This is a genomic window from Bacillus sp. C1 (assembly GCF_054570475.1).
Window position 1 is genome coordinate 165,232 of the sequence record NZ_JBTMZT010000007.1, and the last position, 14,004, is coordinate 179,235.

General features: G+C 36.7%; 13 protein-coding genes, 16 tRNA genes, 2 rRNA genes and 1 pseudogene. 5 read left to right on the top strand and 27 right to left on the bottom strand.

Annotated features, from left to right (window positions below):
• Positions 1-10 precede the first annotated feature (10 nt).
• From ACX5JI_RS18830 to ACX5JI_RS18860, 7 genes are all read right to left on the bottom strand, one after another.
• Positions 11-898, bottom strand: coding sequence for an amidase domain-containing protein (locus ACX5JI_RS18830; protein ID WP_459502570.1), 888 nt, complete (start codon positions 896-898; stop codon positions 11-13).
• A gap of 44 nt (positions 899-942) precedes the next feature.
• Positions 943-2,085: a tRNA epoxyqueuosine(34) reductase QueG gene (queG, locus tag ACX5JI_RS18835; RefSeq protein ID WP_459502571.1), complete on the bottom strand. Its 1,143-nt coding sequence runs from the start codon at positions 2,083-2,085 to the stop codon at positions 943-945.
• Positions 2,086-2,294: 209 nt separating this feature from the next.
• Positions 2,295-2,368, bottom strand: a tRNA-Gly gene (locus ACX5JI_RS18840).
• A gap of 115 nt (positions 2,369-2,483) precedes the next feature.
• Complete coding sequence (locus ACX5JI_RS18845) at positions 2,484-3,137, bottom strand: DsbA family protein (protein WP_459502572.1); 654 nt, start codon at positions 3,135-3,137, stop codon at positions 2,484-2,486.
• Positions 3,138-3,327: 190 nt separating this feature from the next.
• On the bottom strand, positions 3,328-4,104 hold the full coding sequence (locus ACX5JI_RS18850; RefSeq protein WP_459502573.1) for a transglycosylase domain-containing protein: 777 nt from the start codon (positions 4,102-4,104) through the stop codon (positions 3,328-3,330).
• Positions 4,105-4,743: 639 nt separating this feature from the next.
• Complete coding sequence (locus tag ACX5JI_RS18855; RefSeq protein ID WP_459502574.1) at positions 4,744-5,205, bottom strand: NUDIX hydrolase; 462 nt, start codon at positions 5,203-5,205, stop codon at positions 4,744-4,746.
• 134 nt (positions 5,206-5,339) lie between these two features.
• Positions 5,340-6,059, bottom strand: a complete 720-nt coding sequence (locus ACX5JI_RS18860) for a YebC/PmpR family DNA-binding transcriptional regulator (RefSeq protein ID WP_459502575.1) — start codon at positions 6,057-6,059, stop codon at positions 5,340-5,342.
• Positions 6,060-6,593: 534 nt separating this feature from the next.
• Here ACX5JI_RS18860 and ACX5JI_RS18865 point away from each other — a divergent pair.
• From ACX5JI_RS18865 to ACX5JI_RS18885, 5 genes and pseudogenes are all read left to right on the top strand, one after another.
• Positions 6,594-7,634, top strand: a complete 1,041-nt coding sequence (locus ACX5JI_RS18865; RefSeq protein ID WP_459502585.1) for a response regulator aspartate phosphatase — start codon at positions 6,594-6,596, stop codon at positions 7,632-7,634.
• Positions 7,634-7,981, top strand: a complete 348-nt coding sequence (locus ACX5JI_RS18870) for a Phr family secreted Rap phosphatase inhibitor (protein ID WP_459502576.1) — start codon at positions 7,634-7,636, stop codon at positions 7,979-7,981. The genes ACX5JI_RS18865 and ACX5JI_RS18870 overlap by 1 nt, the downstream gene beginning before the upstream one ends.
• Positions 7,982-8,070: 89 nt before the next feature.
• Positions 8,071-9,425, top strand: a pseudogene (locus ACX5JI_RS18875) (IS3 family transposase).
• An 80-nt stretch (positions 9,426-9,505) separates the two neighbouring features.
• Positions 9,506-9,664: an EndoU domain-containing protein gene (locus ACX5JI_RS18880; protein WP_459502586.1), complete on the top strand. Its 159-nt coding sequence runs from the start codon at positions 9,506-9,508 to the stop codon at positions 9,662-9,664.
• Positions 9,665-9,684: 20 nt separating this feature from the next.
• Positions 9,685-9,999 carry a hypothetical protein gene (locus ACX5JI_RS18885; RefSeq protein ID WP_459502577.1) on the top strand — a complete coding sequence of 105 codons (315 nt, stop codon included), beginning with the start codon at positions 9,685-9,687 and terminating at the stop codon, positions 9,997-9,999.
• A gap of 44 nt (positions 10,000-10,043) precedes the next feature.
• Here ACX5JI_RS18885 and ACX5JI_RS18890 read toward each other — a convergent pair whose 3' ends face one another.
• The 20 genes from ACX5JI_RS18890 to ACX5JI_RS18985 form a co-directional block, all read right to left on the bottom strand.
• On the bottom strand, positions 10,044-10,253 hold the full coding sequence (locus tag ACX5JI_RS18890; RefSeq protein WP_459502578.1) for an N-acetylmuramoyl-L-alanine amidase: 210 nt from the start codon (positions 10,251-10,253) through the stop codon (positions 10,044-10,046).
• Positions 10,254-10,472: 219 nt separating this feature from the next.
• Entirely contained in the window at positions 10,473-11,081 is a 609-nt protein-coding gene (locus ACX5JI_RS18895) for a recombinase family protein (protein ID WP_459502580.1), read from the bottom strand.
• 146 nt (positions 11,082-11,227) lie between these two features.
• On the bottom strand, positions 11,228-12,145 hold the full coding sequence (locus ACX5JI_RS18900; RefSeq protein WP_459502581.1) for a tyrosine-type recombinase/integrase: 918 nt from the start codon (positions 12,143-12,145) through the stop codon (positions 11,228-11,230).
• Between the two features lie 182 nt (positions 12,146-12,327).
• A tRNA-Leu gene (locus ACX5JI_RS18905) sits at positions 12,328-12,409 on the bottom strand.
• A gap of 10 nt (positions 12,410-12,419) precedes the next feature.
• A tRNA-Cys gene (locus ACX5JI_RS18910) sits at positions 12,420-12,490 on the bottom strand.
• A 10-nt stretch (positions 12,491-12,500) separates the two neighbouring features.
• Positions 12,501-12,575, bottom strand: a tRNA-Gly gene (locus ACX5JI_RS18915).
• A gap of 5 nt (positions 12,576-12,580) precedes the next feature.
• Positions 12,581-12,655: transfer RNA gene (locus ACX5JI_RS18920), tRNA-Gln, on the bottom strand.
• A gap of 64 nt (positions 12,656-12,719) precedes the next feature.
• Positions 12,720-12,795, bottom strand: a tRNA-His gene (locus tag ACX5JI_RS18925).
• Between the two features lie 15 nt (positions 12,796-12,810).
• Positions 12,811-12,884: transfer RNA gene (locus ACX5JI_RS18930), tRNA-Trp, on the bottom strand.
• 7 nt (positions 12,885-12,891) lie between these two features.
• Positions 12,892-12,975 (bottom strand) — tRNA-Tyr (locus tag ACX5JI_RS18935).
• Between the two features lie 10 nt (positions 12,976-12,985).
• Positions 12,986-13,061, bottom strand: a tRNA-Thr gene (locus ACX5JI_RS18940).
• Positions 13,062-13,075: 14 nt separating this feature from the next.
• A tRNA-Phe gene (locus ACX5JI_RS18945) sits at positions 13,076-13,151 on the bottom strand.
• Positions 13,152-13,160: 9 nt separating this feature from the next.
• A tRNA-Asp gene (locus ACX5JI_RS18950) sits at positions 13,161-13,236 on the bottom strand.
• A 3-nt stretch (positions 13,237-13,239) separates the two neighbouring features.
• Positions 13,240-13,316 (bottom strand) — tRNA-Met (locus ACX5JI_RS18955).
• A 22-nt stretch (positions 13,317-13,338) separates the two neighbouring features.
• Positions 13,339-13,414 (bottom strand) — tRNA-Val (locus ACX5JI_RS18960).
• A gap of 4 nt (positions 13,415-13,418) precedes the next feature.
• Positions 13,419-13,493 (bottom strand) — tRNA-Glu (locus ACX5JI_RS18965).
• A 10-nt stretch (positions 13,494-13,503) separates the two neighbouring features.
• Positions 13,504-13,595, bottom strand: a tRNA-Ser gene (locus ACX5JI_RS18970).
• Positions 13,596-13,600: 5 nt separating this feature from the next.
• A tRNA-Asn gene (locus tag ACX5JI_RS18975) sits at positions 13,601-13,675 on the bottom strand.
• Positions 13,676-13,684: 9 nt separating this feature from the next.
• Positions 13,685-13,800: ribosomal RNA gene (gene rrf, locus ACX5JI_RS18980) — 5S ribosomal RNA — on the bottom strand.
• Positions 13,801-13,901: 101 nt separating this feature from the next.
• A 23S ribosomal RNA gene (locus ACX5JI_RS18985) occupies positions 13,902-14,004 on the bottom strand; the annotation flags it as partial.

The window sequence follows — 14,004 nt, forward strand, 5'->3', positions numbered from 1 at the left end:
TAAAAAATCTCTACCCATTAATAATATGAAAAAATTTATATTTCATTTTTGGCGTATATTTGCTGGAATCTTCATAGTTCCAATAACGTCTGCGGCTGTTAGCCGAGTGGGCATTTACAAGAGGCATACCGTCCGCATCTTTAGCTACAACTATCGTTGTATGATTCCATCTACCATCATCTTCAAAATCATAAACAATTACATCACCAAGTAGAAGATCTTCTGGTTTTTCTACCGCTTTAGCACATAATCCTGTTGTAGCCCCTGATAAATACCAATAAAATGAATGGGCAACAGCCCAACTCCAGCTCCACTGATTCTCCCTTTGCCACCATCCTTTACGAATGTTAGGATACCCAGTCATTGGCGTTTCACCAGTATGCAAACACTGTGAAATAAAATTCGTACAATTATCAGGAAAGTTACGATACGCTGGATTCCGATCATCCCACCAATGCTCTGCATATTTGACGGCTTCTAAACGGTTATATTGATACGAACCAGACTTTCCTTTCATTCCCTCACGCTCTAACGTTTCACCTTGCCCCATCACTTCTTTTACTTCAATTTCCTTATTTTCTACAATGCTTCCATCTTTTATATAAATGCGTCGTTCTAATTGTTCTTCTTCCATGTAGTATAAGTCATGATGATGAACTAAATATTTTAAATGAACTTGATAATCTACTTCTTGATATTGCTTACTATTTAATTGTCCTATAAAAGATATATCTGCTGTTGCCTTTACAATTTCAGCATCACGATTTTGAAACAAATCCCTTTTTCGCTGTAGTACCTGCAGTAGGTCAACAGGAACCGCCTCAACACTTACACGTTTATTTGTAATATAACCTAAAAATTGTTTCATCTGTTTTTCAATATGTGATTTCACAACCATTTCGTCTCCCTCCCATACTACATTATGAAAAAAGGAGACATTCACTACTGTTTTTTCTCAGCTAATAAATCAAGACCACGATTCATTTCGTGAAGAACTTCTTCATCTTTTTCACGTTCCATCGCTTTTTCAATAGCTTCTTTCGCACCTTCACCACCGATTTTCCCTAAAGCCCATGCCGCTGTACCTCGAATCACAGGTCTTGGATCATCTTTCATAACACCAATTAAATCAGGAATTGCTGTACTTTCTTTAAAATGAGCAAGAGCTAAAATTGCATTTCGTTGCAATGGCTTTTTCCCCCGCCAAGATCCAGACATAATTCCATATTTCTCTTTGAAATCTCTGTTACTTATCGTTAATAACGGCGTTAGTAGTGGTTTAACAAGCTCTGGATCCGGCTCCATTTCTGGATGGTTATGGAAGTCCTTACCTTTATTCTTTGGGCAAACTGTTTGGCACGTATCACAGCCATAAATACGATTTCCAATTTTATCTCGATATTCTTCTGGGAGAAAACCTTTTGTTTGTGTTAAAAAAGCAATACATTTTTTGGAATCCAACTGTCCCCCCTGTACAAGTGCACCGGTTGGACAAATATCAATACACTTTGTACAACTTCCGCACTGATCTTCTATTGGCTGATCTGGTGGAAATGGTACATTCGTAATCATTTCACCCAAATATACATAGGAGCCGAATTCTGGTGTAATAATGGAACAGTTTTTACCGCTCCATCCAATACCAGCACGTTCTGACACAGCACGATCACTCAGCTCTCCCGTATCTACCATTGACTTTACTTCTATATCTGGAAGCTTCTCAATTAAATATGCCTCTAATTTTTGCAAACGATCTCGCAAAACAAGATGATAATCTTGTCCCCAAGAAGCACGACAAAAAATACCACGACGTTCTCCTCGCTTACTTAACGGTGCATTTTTCAACTTTGATGGATATGCTAATGCAATTGCAATAATTGATTTTGCTCCCGGTAATAGTAGCTGCGGATTTGTTCTCTTTTCGATATCAGGTTCTTCAAAACCAGACTGATAATTTAATTGTTGCTGCTGAATTAAACGTTGCTTTAATTCTTCGAATGGTGAAGCACTCGCAAAGCCTATCTTATCTATTCCAATTGTTTTACTATACGCTATTACATCTTGTTTTAATTGCTCAAAATCCATGCTTTGCCTCCTTCTACGATGAATACATATCCTCATCAAACAAGTAATCACCTACTGATGGTTAGCAATTCATTTCTTCATCATAGTCCTTACTTCTATTTTCGTATAAAATCTTCATTTCCAAACATTAAAAAACGCAATGCCCCGTTTATCTTAGAAACGAAACACTGCGTTGATCACAATTTATTATGAGAATATAAAATGAAATTTGGAGCGGGTGAAGAGAATCGAACTCTCGACCAGAGCTTGGAAGGCTCTTGTTTTACCACTAAACTACACCCGCAAATATGAAAAAAATTTAATTTATCTGAATAACTTATGTAAAGTAGTATAGCACGTTACAAAATGCTAGGCAAGAATTTTATCGAAAAAAGTCGAAAAAGTGATGAGTATACTCATCACTTTTTCAATTCTTTATCAATTGCCTTTTTTATACTGTCATAATCTGGATTTGCAAGATTTCCATTTACATATACTGAGGGAGCACCTTGTACTTTCAGTTTTTTTGCACGATCTGAATCTTTACGTACTTTATCTTGAATTTCTTTACTATGTAAATCTTTTTTAAACTGGTCTACATTAATTTTCGGAAGCTTTTCCTTCACTATATTAAGAAGCAATTCTTCTGTAATCCATTCTTCAGTATCTTTCTTCTGACTTTGATAAATTTCATCATAGAATGTCCAGAAAGATTCTGGATCCTGTTTATAAATCGCCTCACCAGCAGCAGCACCTAAATCAGAATCTTTTCCGATAAACGGGAAGTTAATGAAATAAAACTGTACTTTATCTTTATTAATATAATCATCCTTTAAACGAGGTAATACTGTCGCATCCCAAGTTCGACAAGCTGGACATTTAAAGTCTCCAAATTCTACAACCTTAACAGGAGCATCTTTCTTACCTAAAGACTGTTGCGAGGAATAAGCGAACATCTCATCCCCTTTGTCTTTTTTGTCATTTATGATACTGTATGCGATTGTCCCGATTACAATTAATACTGCGATAGAAAAAACAATACCAAGAGCCATGATTTTGTTTGATGATTTCATATACATTCCTCTTTAAATTCATATTCTGTATACATTGTTGTACACATTACACATAATATCAATACTTATACATGTCGTGCAATGAACACGCTCACATAATTTCTAAAAATACGACAAATGTGTCAATATTGTGTCCCATCTTTGACTATTCTATTCCAAAAAACGAAGTTCCCTATACGGAACTTCGCCTTTAACTTACTGCCTTTTCACGAGCTACTTTTTGCAACGAATGCTTATTCAAAATGTCATGACGAATCACTAACTTTTCACCAACCGCTTGCACATATTCATCATGACTAATATATCCTTCTCGCTCCATTAACTTTAAAACGATATTTCGTCTTTCTACTGCTTTATCATAATTCTGAGTAGGAGAATAATAAGCAGGTGCCTTCACAACAGCAGCCATCATTGCACTCTCACTCAATGTTAATTGATTTACCTTTTTACCAAAATATAACCGGGATGCTTTTTCAATTCCCCATGCTCCTTCTCCATAATAAATATTACTTACATATAATTTTAAAATTTCATCTTTAGTAAATGTACGCTCAATTTTCTTTGTATAGAAAAGCTCTTTCCATTTACGAGAAAATGTACGTTCATTAGATAAAAAAGCATTTTTAGAAAGCTGTTGTGTAATTGTACTTCCCCCCTGTACAACACGACCAGCTTTTATATTTTCAACAGAAGCTCGAACAATTGCTATATAGTCTAGACCATTATGATGATAAAACCTTCTATCTTCTGTCGCAATAAAAGCATGAGCCAATGACTCTGGCACTTCTAACTTATTAGGTACATGTAGTTTACTGATATCGCTTCGTTCAACCATTACATTTCCAATCAATAATAATGTACAACAAAGTAATAATAATAAAATAATAGCTTTATACAGAAATTTTATGATTGGATTGAATAAAACTTTTTGTTGGTAGTTGCCTCTAGACAGTACTCGTTCTTTCATTGTGCACACCTCTTTTCCTTACAGCGTATAGACTTCCTTATATTAAGAATATCGTTTACTCAAACGCTCTCCCATCGATTTTTCTTACACCTATCTTACAATGTTGTAAGTTATAAAATATACATTTTAACAGAAAAACAGTACATCTCTATTTATATTAATGGATCTTAAAATTACATATTAATCTTTCTTCCATTATACCATCTAGCCTTTTTCAGCTTTAAATAGTTTTCATCTAACCTTCTTTTTAGAGAGTAGTTTTACAAATGTAATCTTAAGAAAGAGAATATAATTATAGCACCAAACAAACGTTCTTACAAATGGTATACGTGTATTCTATTTTATTACTTATTTTCACCTCTTTAAGCATCACACTAAACACATATTATACATAAAAAGGACAAGTAATTTGAGATATTTCAAATCACTTGTCCTTTCATCTATATAAATCCAATTTGATTTTCTAACAGATACATTCTGGTTAGGAAGAACAAACAGAGACCTTCACTCATTTTCTCCTTTTGTTTTCACATGGAATGGGACTAAAAAAGGCACTGACCGCTTCTATCCATGGCCGGCTGCTCTCTCCCATCTAAAAAGAATGGTTTTATGTCATTTTTTCAATTTGTATTTATATATTTATAATCTCCCTATTAAATTATAAGGGTCTACTTTCCAAGTTTCATACGGAATAAAGGTGTTTGCTTTTATCGCATCAAGTGTCCTTGATTTCATATGAGGACGTGTTATATATTCATCAATATTATCTTCATTCAAAGCAATAAATCTTGCTTCTTTTATTTCTTCTGGTGGGACTTTTATTTCTCCGCTTACATACTCTGCTCTAAAGACCACCGATAAAATATACTTTGAAGCATTATAGTAAAGACCTGTAATTCCAACTGGTTTTACTATAAGACCCGTTTCTTCAAATACTTCTCGGCAAACTGCCTGATCAAGAGGTTCGCCCTCCTCTACTTGGCCTCCAGGCATTTCCCACGTATCAGCTCTCCACTGTACATTTACTAATAGAACTTCATTATTTTCATTCGTTATACATGCCGAAACAGCAACAATGTGCTTAGGTGCTATATATTCCATAATGAAACCTCCAGAGAATATTAATTGTTAATACAATATATTTTAATATTCATCAATAGAAGAGAAAATCCCTTTTATTTATAAATAAAAAAAGACCTTTTGCTTTAAATAACAAAAGGTCTCTTTTTCATATATTACTCGCCTAAGTCCACATTGTGGTAAACTTGTTGAACATCTTCTAAATCTTCTAACGCATCAATCATTTTTTCAAATTGTACTTGTGCATCTTCTGAAAGAGTGACATCACTTTGTGCAAGCATTGTTAGTTCAGCAACTGTGAACTCTGTAATACCAGCATCCTTAAGTGCTGCTTGTACCGCATGGAACTGATCAGGCTCAGCATAAATGATAACTGCCTCTTCTTCTTCTAAAATATCACGTGCATCTACATCTGCTTCCATTAGGATTTCAAGTACTTCATCTGCTGTTTTTCCTTCAAGCCCAATAACAGCTGTCGCATCAAACATATATGCTACAGATCCGTTTACACCCATATTACCACTGTTTTTACTAAATGCAGCACGTACATCTGCTGCAGTACGGTTCACGTTGTTTGTAAGTGTATCTACAATTACCATAGATCCGTTTGGTCCAAATCCTTCATAACGAAGCTCGTCATAATTTTCTTCTGAACCACCTTTTGCTTTTTCAATCGCACGATCAATAATCGTTTTTGGTACACTATACGTTTTTGCACGCTCAAGTACAACTTTTAACGTTTGATTCGATTCTGGATCTGGCTCACCTTGTTTTGCTGCTACATAAATCTCACGTCCAAATTTAGCATATACGCGGCTTGTATTTGCATCCTTTGATGCTTTTTTGTCTTTAATATTGTTCCATTTACGACCCATACTATTTCACTCTCTTTCACGTTTAAATCTACATAAAAAATATTAATATGAAATATAATGTTTATTCAACACTTTTTCAAAATAAATACAAAAAGTTCATTATCGGCTCACATTATTGACATAATATAAATTGATATCATTTTGTTCATGCACCGAATTATATTATACCTTAATTCTATAATTCATTACGAATTTAATACTTCAATAACATGATTTGGCAGTATAAATGAAAGTGACGAGCCGCAGACGATAACTATCTCAATACTCAATTACCGAGATACTTGTAATTTTTCCGTAAGTTAACTTACGTTTATGTTGGAATTGTAATTGACCGGTAAGCAGTGCTCATCTGGGTACGCAAAAAACACTCCTTATCCAAGTAAACAATACTTAGTATATACAATATGATCAATCCGAAGACAAATAAAAAAAGACGATTCTCTCGTCTTTGTAAATTAGTGTGTAGACAATTGATGTTTTTTAATCATTGCTAATGGAACTTGAACACTTCCATAAGACACACCACAAGTGAAAATATGTTCTATGTTACAGCAACATGTTTCAAAGGCAACAAATTTAAAACAAGAAATTGAGGATAAGCTTTCCGATATAAAGAAAGAAGAGAATCTATCATTATATTACTCACTGTTAGATTTTAGATATAACGTATTAACTGATGGTTTAAGCATTACAAAAGATAGCTTTAATGAAATTAACTCCTTTGATATACCCAACAACAGCTTTCTATCCTATTATTATCACTTCTTCAAAGCCATTCATGCCACATTAACTACAAACTATACTGAAGCTAGTGAACATTTTGAGAAAGCCGAAAAACTCTTAATGTATGTGCCTGACGAACTTGAAAAAGCTGAATTTTATTATCGTTTTTGTATTTTCCTTTATCATTTCTACCAACCAATAGAATCAATTCAATATGCAACAAAAGCAAAAGAAATTTTCACTAATAATGAGGGCTATGAATTACGAATTGGATTATGCAAAAACATGTTAGGTGCTTCATGTGTTTATTTAAAGCAATTTGAACAGGCGGAGGAAAAGTATAATTCAGCAATTAGTATTTTCCAAAAGTTTGATGAAAGCGAATTAGTTTTAAGTGTTCGCAATAACTTAGGTTGGTTATATGCAAACCAAAATCTTTCTACACTAGCAATTCGCCACCTATCAGAAGTAACAGAGAAAAAACCAATGCATTTCAAAGCTATTTTTCTACAAGCTAGAGAACATCATAAGCTAGGTGAAATAAATGTTGCTGAAGAATTACTTATAAAAGGGTTAAACATTTGTACTGAATTGAATAATGAAGAATATATACATCACTTTACTATTTTGAAAGCATTAAATAATAATACCACAGCCGAAGGATTAGAAAAAATTATCTTTGAAGGAATTACCTATTTCGACAAAGAATCACTATATAATTACACTCAAGAATATACAGAGAAACTAGCAGTTAAGTTTTACAGTGAAAACGACCATGTAAAAGCAAGTGAGTATTTCCACACAGCATTACAAGCTAAAGAAAAAACATTTGAGAAAGGGGCATTAAAATAATGTTTAAGAAAATTAAAAAGGTTGGTTCCGTTGTTTTAGGTTTATCCGTTATCGGTATTGTATCTGCTGGCTTATATAGTTCATTCACATATCAAGCAGGTCACGCCGACACTCCTGCACCACAAAGACCTGATTTAGCAGTAAATATAGGTGATGGTGGTGGGGCACCTGCTGAAAACCATGGCGATAGTTGGTCATCATCTTATACACATGGACATACTGGTATTGTGAGTAATGAAGCTGAAGGCGATACGCCCGCACCTGCATATGACCATGGGCAACCTTGGGGTGTAGCTGATGGCGACACTGGTTCACCTGCTGAAAACAAAGGTGAAACAATAATTTAATTAATAAAAAAAGAACGCCCTTTATATAAAGGTGAACTGCACCCCAATTGTTAGACACATAATCTAACAATTGGAGGTGCAGTTTTTCTATGACTAAATTTACAGCTGATGAAAAAATACAAATCGTTCTACGTTATTTGAACGGAAATGAAAGTTATCGAGAAATCGGTAAAGAAATCGGCATAAGAGAAACAGTAATTTTGAATTGGGTAAACCGATATAAGCATAATGGTCTGGAAGCTTTTCTAAAACGGTATACAAATTACACACAACGATTTAAACTAGACGTACTAAACTTTACGGTTGAAAACGGTACGTCCTTATTTGAAACAGCAGCTATCTTTAACATTCCTGCCCCTTCAACAATTAGTGTTTGAAAAAAACAACTCGAAACACAAGGAATTGATGCCCTTCAATCAAAGAAAAAGGGGCGTCCATTCATGAAAAAAGAGTCAAATAAACAATTAAAACAAGCATTAGCTGAAGGATCGATCGAAGCGCTTGAAGCTCGTATTAAACAGCTTGAAATGGAAAATGAGTACTTAAAAAAGTTAAATGCCTTAGTTCAAAACAAGGAAAAGTCACGAAACAAGACAAAGCGCAAGTAGTCTATGAATTAAGGCATAAATATTCGGTGAAGGCACTCGTGGAGCTAGCTGATATTCCACGAAGCACATATTATGATTTAGTGAAGAAAATGAATCGTCCGGATCTAGATGCCGATTTGAAGGCTGAAATCAAAGAAATTTATGTGGAAAATGAAGGTCGTTATGGCTACCGTCGTATTCGTGATGAGTTAACGAATCGTGGTCAGAAAGTGAATCACAAGAAGGTTCAGCGTATTATGAAAGAGCTTGGATTAAAGTGTGTTGTACGTATGAAAAAATATAAGTCTTATAAGGGGAAATCCGGTAAAATTGCACCAAATATTTTAAAACGCGATTTTCATGCAGATGCACCAAATCAAAAATGGGTAACAGACATCACAGAGTTTAAATTGTTTGGATAGAAACTTTATTTATCACCTGTATTAGACTTGTATAATGATGAAATTATTACATATACAATTGGTTCTAGACCGACGTATTCACTTGTTTCAGAGATGTTAGAGAAAGCATTAGAACGTTTATCTGAAAATCACCAGCTACTGATGCATTCAGATCAAGGATGGCATTATCAAATGAAACAATATGTCCGTACACTTGAATCAAGAGGTATTGTGCAGAGTATGTCTCGAAAAGGGAACTGTTACGACAACGCAGTAATAGAGAACTTCTTTGGAATTATGAAGTCGGAATTCCTCTACATAAAAGAGTTTGAAAGTGTAAAGCATTTTAAAATAGAATTAGAAAAATATATAGATTATTATAATACGAAACGGATAAAGGCAAAATTAAAAATGAGCCCGGTGCAATACCGGACTCACTTTTATCAAGCTGCCTAATGAAATAACCGTGTCTAATTTTTAGGGGTCACTTCAGTTCAAATCAATCATAGTTTCCAGAAAATTAGACGGATTCTGATATTGCAACGGCAGGTGCTAAGGTTGCTGAATTACCCGAATTTGCCAGTACAGAAAATGGTGTGACTATTTTCGGAGAATATAATGGAGTTAGGGTTCGAGTAATAAAAACAAATGGAGAGATAGGGACTATTTTCCCTGATGCTACTCAACAACCGTAGATAGAGTTTGGAGGATTAATATGAATATAGAAAAAAGAATGGAAGTTATCTTAGATAAAAGAAAAAAATTAAATTTAAATGATGATTATGGAATACAAAAAAGTTGGAATGAAATAGTAGAAGTTCTCTCAGAAAATGAGGAAAATACTATAAGATATTTAGAGATTTGTAGTAAAGAAGATTTATATTGGATAAGTGAAGTTTTTGAAGATATAGCGGAAATTGTGCAAAGTAAAGAATTTATTAATTGCTTAAGAAAATTAGATAAAAAATTTCCAGAGTTAGAAATGACAAAGGATATCGATATAGCAGAAAGTTATATAGAAAATCTTTAAAGTAAATGGTAAGCCGCCCACCTAAAAATGAGTGGCTTTCTTCATTATCTAAGCCAACTTACATAAGAATCACCAGCCGTAATATAGTACGTATACCCTTTACGCGATACTGCGGATACCCACCCATCAACATTTACCTTAGCGGCGATAGCAAAGCCGAGCCCTGCGTCAACTGTGCCGGCTACGTACGACTTATTCCAAGTCGCTTTCGTATAGAAGTTTAGATCGTTTACTTTCGATACGCTAACGTGCATTTTAAAGTCGTTTTTCCTAGAGAATTATCAGCGAAATTGAGTACGTATATCCGAAGTAATACAAATACATTCAAAACGGCTTGCAACTCGTAAAAACTAGACTATTATCTACGTTTTAGACCCGAAGTTTCAAATTTTGCGCGGATTTTGCAGGCACCTGGCAAAACTTTTTTATTTTTGATAGCCCGGGGGTAAAAAAGAAGCCGGTATTTTTACCGACTATAATTTTGCTTCGTATTCTTTTACTAACTTGTAAAACGTTGTTTTCCTTAATTCCGCCTCTTTCATCGCTGCTACGGCCGTTATTTCTCCTGCTTTCCATCGCTTATATTCTTCGATAAATTTATCTGTAATCGTTGCTTTCGGTCTACCTAACTCTTTTCCTTGCTTACGTGCATTGGCGATTCCTTCGGCTTGTCGAGTGCGTATTTTCTTACGTTCTTCTTCGGCTATCCACGATAGTATTTGTAGCACTAGATCAGCGACAAACGTACCGACGCTGTCCTTATACTTGGTTGTATCTAATAACGGCATATCTATTACGATGATATCTGCCTGTATCTCTTGCGTTATCTCGTTCCATTCTTTTAGTATCGCGTCTTTGTTACGTCCAAGCCTATCAAGTGAATGAACGTACAATACATCACCTTTACGTAACACACGTTTAAGCGTCTGGTATTCTGGTCGGTCGAAGTCCTTACCGCTTTGCTTATCGATGTATATGTCACGCTCGGAAATCCCTAAATCCTTTAACGCTTCTAACTGTCTGCCCTCGTTCTGATCCCTAGCACTTACCCTAACGTATCCAATCTTTCTACTCTCCGCCATTCCCCTTACTCCCTACCCGTTACATTTGATTCGATTGTAAAATAATCGTTCGTAAAAGTAAATAAAATAAAAGAACGTTCATAAATAGTTTTCCTGCATTAAACGAACGTGATTTCACTTAATAATCGACCTGTTAATGATAGTTCTTAAAGGTATACTTTTACGATTTCCATGCTCGTATGTCCAAGTATGGTCTGTAATTCGAATATATTAGCACCTTGTTGGACACTTAATTTAGCAAATGTATGTCGAAAAGTATGAGGGCTACATCTTACGTCTTTTATCCTCGCCATTATCCCGTATTTAGCGATTCTCTCTTGTATACCTCGCTTAGCAAACGGTGTTTGATCGATAGATATAAACAACGCATCCGTTTCGACATAGCCACGAATAGCTATATATCTCTTTAATTGTTCTTTCATCCGTGATTGAATCGGTACTTGCCGTTCTTTATAACTTTTAGCGTTGCGTATTACGATTAAACTATCTTCCCATCGGACATCCGCTAATGTTAAGCCTGTTAACTCATTAATACGGATACCGGTCTCTAGTAGTAACATCATGATTGTATAGTCACGTACGCCTGTAAACGTCTTTAAGTCTGGCTGTTTAAATAGTTTATTTAACTGTTCCTTCGTAAAAGTATTAACGACTCGCCTGCGGTCTTTAAGTAACGAGATGTTTTTCATTGGATTTATCGGTATGTGTTTATACTTATGAAGGAAGTTAAAAAACGTTCGTAAGGCTCTTAGACGCGTATTAATCGATACTACTTTAAGGCCCTTATCATTACGCATGTATAGAATAACGTTTTCTTTAATATGTTCCTCCGTGACGTTATACGGCTTTAGATTCATACTGTCGATACCTTGCTCACGTAAATGATTTAGAAAAGCGGAGAATTCCTTGCGGTAAAATCCAATCGTATGAGGTCGTAAATTATGCAACTCACAATCCTTCGTGAAAATACTTAACGCATCCTCAAACGTTTCTACATACGACTTCTTACTTTTATGAACAACGGATAATTCACGATCATTTAACACGTTCTTTCGTCTTACCACAACGAACACCTCCACGCTTAACGTAAACGATTTGCTCACACGATTAGAGGTAATTTAGTCGTCTAAGAATTCAACGCCCATAAACGCAAAAAAAGCGCTCCTTACCGAAGTAAGAAACGCTTAGTATATACGATATAATCAATAAAAGACAAATAAAAAAAGACGATTCTCTCGTCTTTTGATACCGATGGTCGGGGTCGAACCGACACTCCCGAAGGAACACGATTTTGAGTCGTGCGCGTCTGCCAATTCCGCCACATCGGCATAATAAGAAAGGCGGCAACCGGATTTGAACCGGTGGTAAAGGTTTTGCAGACCTCTGCCTTACCACTTGGCTATGCCGCCATATTAAATTTGGAGCGGAAGACGGGATTCGAACCCGCGACCCCAACCTTGGCAAGGTTGTATTCTACCACTGAACTACTTCCGCAAAAATGGCTGGGCTAGCTGGATTCGAACCAGCGCATGACGGAGTCAAAGTCCGTTGCCTTACCGCTTGGCTATAGCCCACCGAAGTTTTACTTCATTATATGAAAGTAAACTTTACATTATTTCTTATTTTTTAAAATAAAAATGGGGCGACTGATGGGAATCGAACCCACGAATGCCGGAGCCACAATCCGGTGCGTTAACCACTTCGCCACAACCGCCATGTTGTGTTTTTTTGGCAGGGGCAGTAGGAATCGAACCCACACTGGAGGTTTTGGAGACCTCAGTTCTACCTTTAAACTATGCCCCTATGTAAATGGTGGAGGGGGGCAGATTCGAACTGCCGAACCCGAAGGAGCGGATTTACAGTCCGCCGCGTTTAGCCACTTCGCTACCCCTCCGAAACTTACATGGTGCCGGCTAGAGGACTTGAACCCCCAACCTACTGATTACAAGTCAGTTGCTCTACCAATTGAGCTAAGCCGGCGTATTTAATTAAAATGGTGGCTCGGGACGGAATCGAACCGCCGACACGAGGATTTTCAGTCCTCTGCTCTACCGACTGAGCTACCGAGCCAGAAATAAATGGCGGTCCCGACCGGGGTCGAACCGGCGATCTCCTGCGTGACAGGCAGGCATGTTAACCACTACACCACGGGACCATTTGGTTGCGGGGACAGGATTTGAACCTGCGACCTTCGGGTTATGAGCCCGACGAGCTACCAGACTGCTCCACCCCGCGACGATACTATTTATATATTATATGGTGGAGGATGACGGGATCGAACCGCCGACCCCCTGCTTGTAAGGCAGGTGCTCTCCCAGCTGAGCTAATCCTCCAAAGTGGTGACCCGTACGGGATTCGAACCCGTGTTACCGCCGTGAAAGGGCGGTGTCTTAACCACTTGACCAACGGGCCAAAAATATCATGGCGGAGAGCAAGGGATTCGAACCCTTGATACGCTTGTGACGTATACACGATTTCCAATCGTGCTCCTTCGGCCAACTCGGACAGCTCTCCAATCATGGCTCCGCAGGTAGGAATCGAACCTACGACCGATCGGTTAACAGCCGATAGCTCTACCGCTGAGCTACTGCGGAATGAAATTAGCCTGGCAACGTCCTACTCTCACAGGGACAAGGTCCCAACTACCATCGGCGCTAGAGAGCTTAACTTCCGTGTTCGGTATGGGAACGGGTGTGACCTCTCTGCCATCATTACCAGACTATATTCACTCGAGACAAACATTATTATACTTTATTGATTCAAAAAGTCAATAAGTTTTTTTATGTTCTCTCAAAACTAGATAACATTGCTTCATATTATATGGTTAAGTCCTCGATCTATTAGTATTCGTCAGCTCCACATGTCACCATGCTTCCACCTCGAACCTATCAACCTGATCATCTTTCAGGGATCTTACTAGCTT

Coding starts and splice junctions, on each gene's coding strand:
- ACX5JI_RS18830 (WP_459502570.1), bottom strand. CDS start 898: ATGGTTGTGAAATCACATATTGAAAAACAGATGAAACAATTTTTAGGT.
- queG (WP_459502571.1), bottom strand. CDS start 2,085: ATGGATTTTGAGCAATTAAAACAAGATGTAATAGCGTATAGTAAAACA.
- ACX5JI_RS18845 (WP_459502572.1), bottom strand. CDS start 3,137: ATGAAATCATCAAACAAAATCATGGCTCTTGGTATTGTTTTTTCTATC.
- ACX5JI_RS18850 (WP_459502573.1), bottom strand. CDS start 4,104: ATGAAAGAACGAGTACTGTCTAGAGGCAACTACCAACAAAAAGTTTTA.
- ACX5JI_RS18855 (WP_459502574.1), bottom strand. CDS start 5,205: ATGGAATATATAGCACCTAAGCACATTGTTGCTGTTTCGGCATGTATA.
- ACX5JI_RS18860 (WP_459502575.1), bottom strand. CDS start 6,059: ATGGGTCGTAAATGGAACAATATTAAAGACAAAAAAGCATCAAAGGAT.
- ACX5JI_RS18870 (WP_459502576.1), top strand. CDS start 7,634: ATGTTTAAGAAAATTAAAAAGGTTGGTTCCGTTGTTTTAGGTTTATCC.
- ACX5JI_RS18885 (WP_459502577.1), top strand. CDS start 9,685: ATGAATATAGAAAAAAGAATGGAAGTTATCTTAGATAAAAGAAAAAAA.
- ACX5JI_RS18890 (WP_459502578.1), bottom strand. CDS start 10,253: ATGCACGTTAGCGTATCGAAAGTAAACGATCTAAACTTCTATACGAAA.
- ACX5JI_RS18895 (WP_459502580.1), bottom strand. CDS start 11,081: ATGGCGGAGAGTAGAAAGATTGGATACGTTAGGGTAAGTGCTAGGGAT.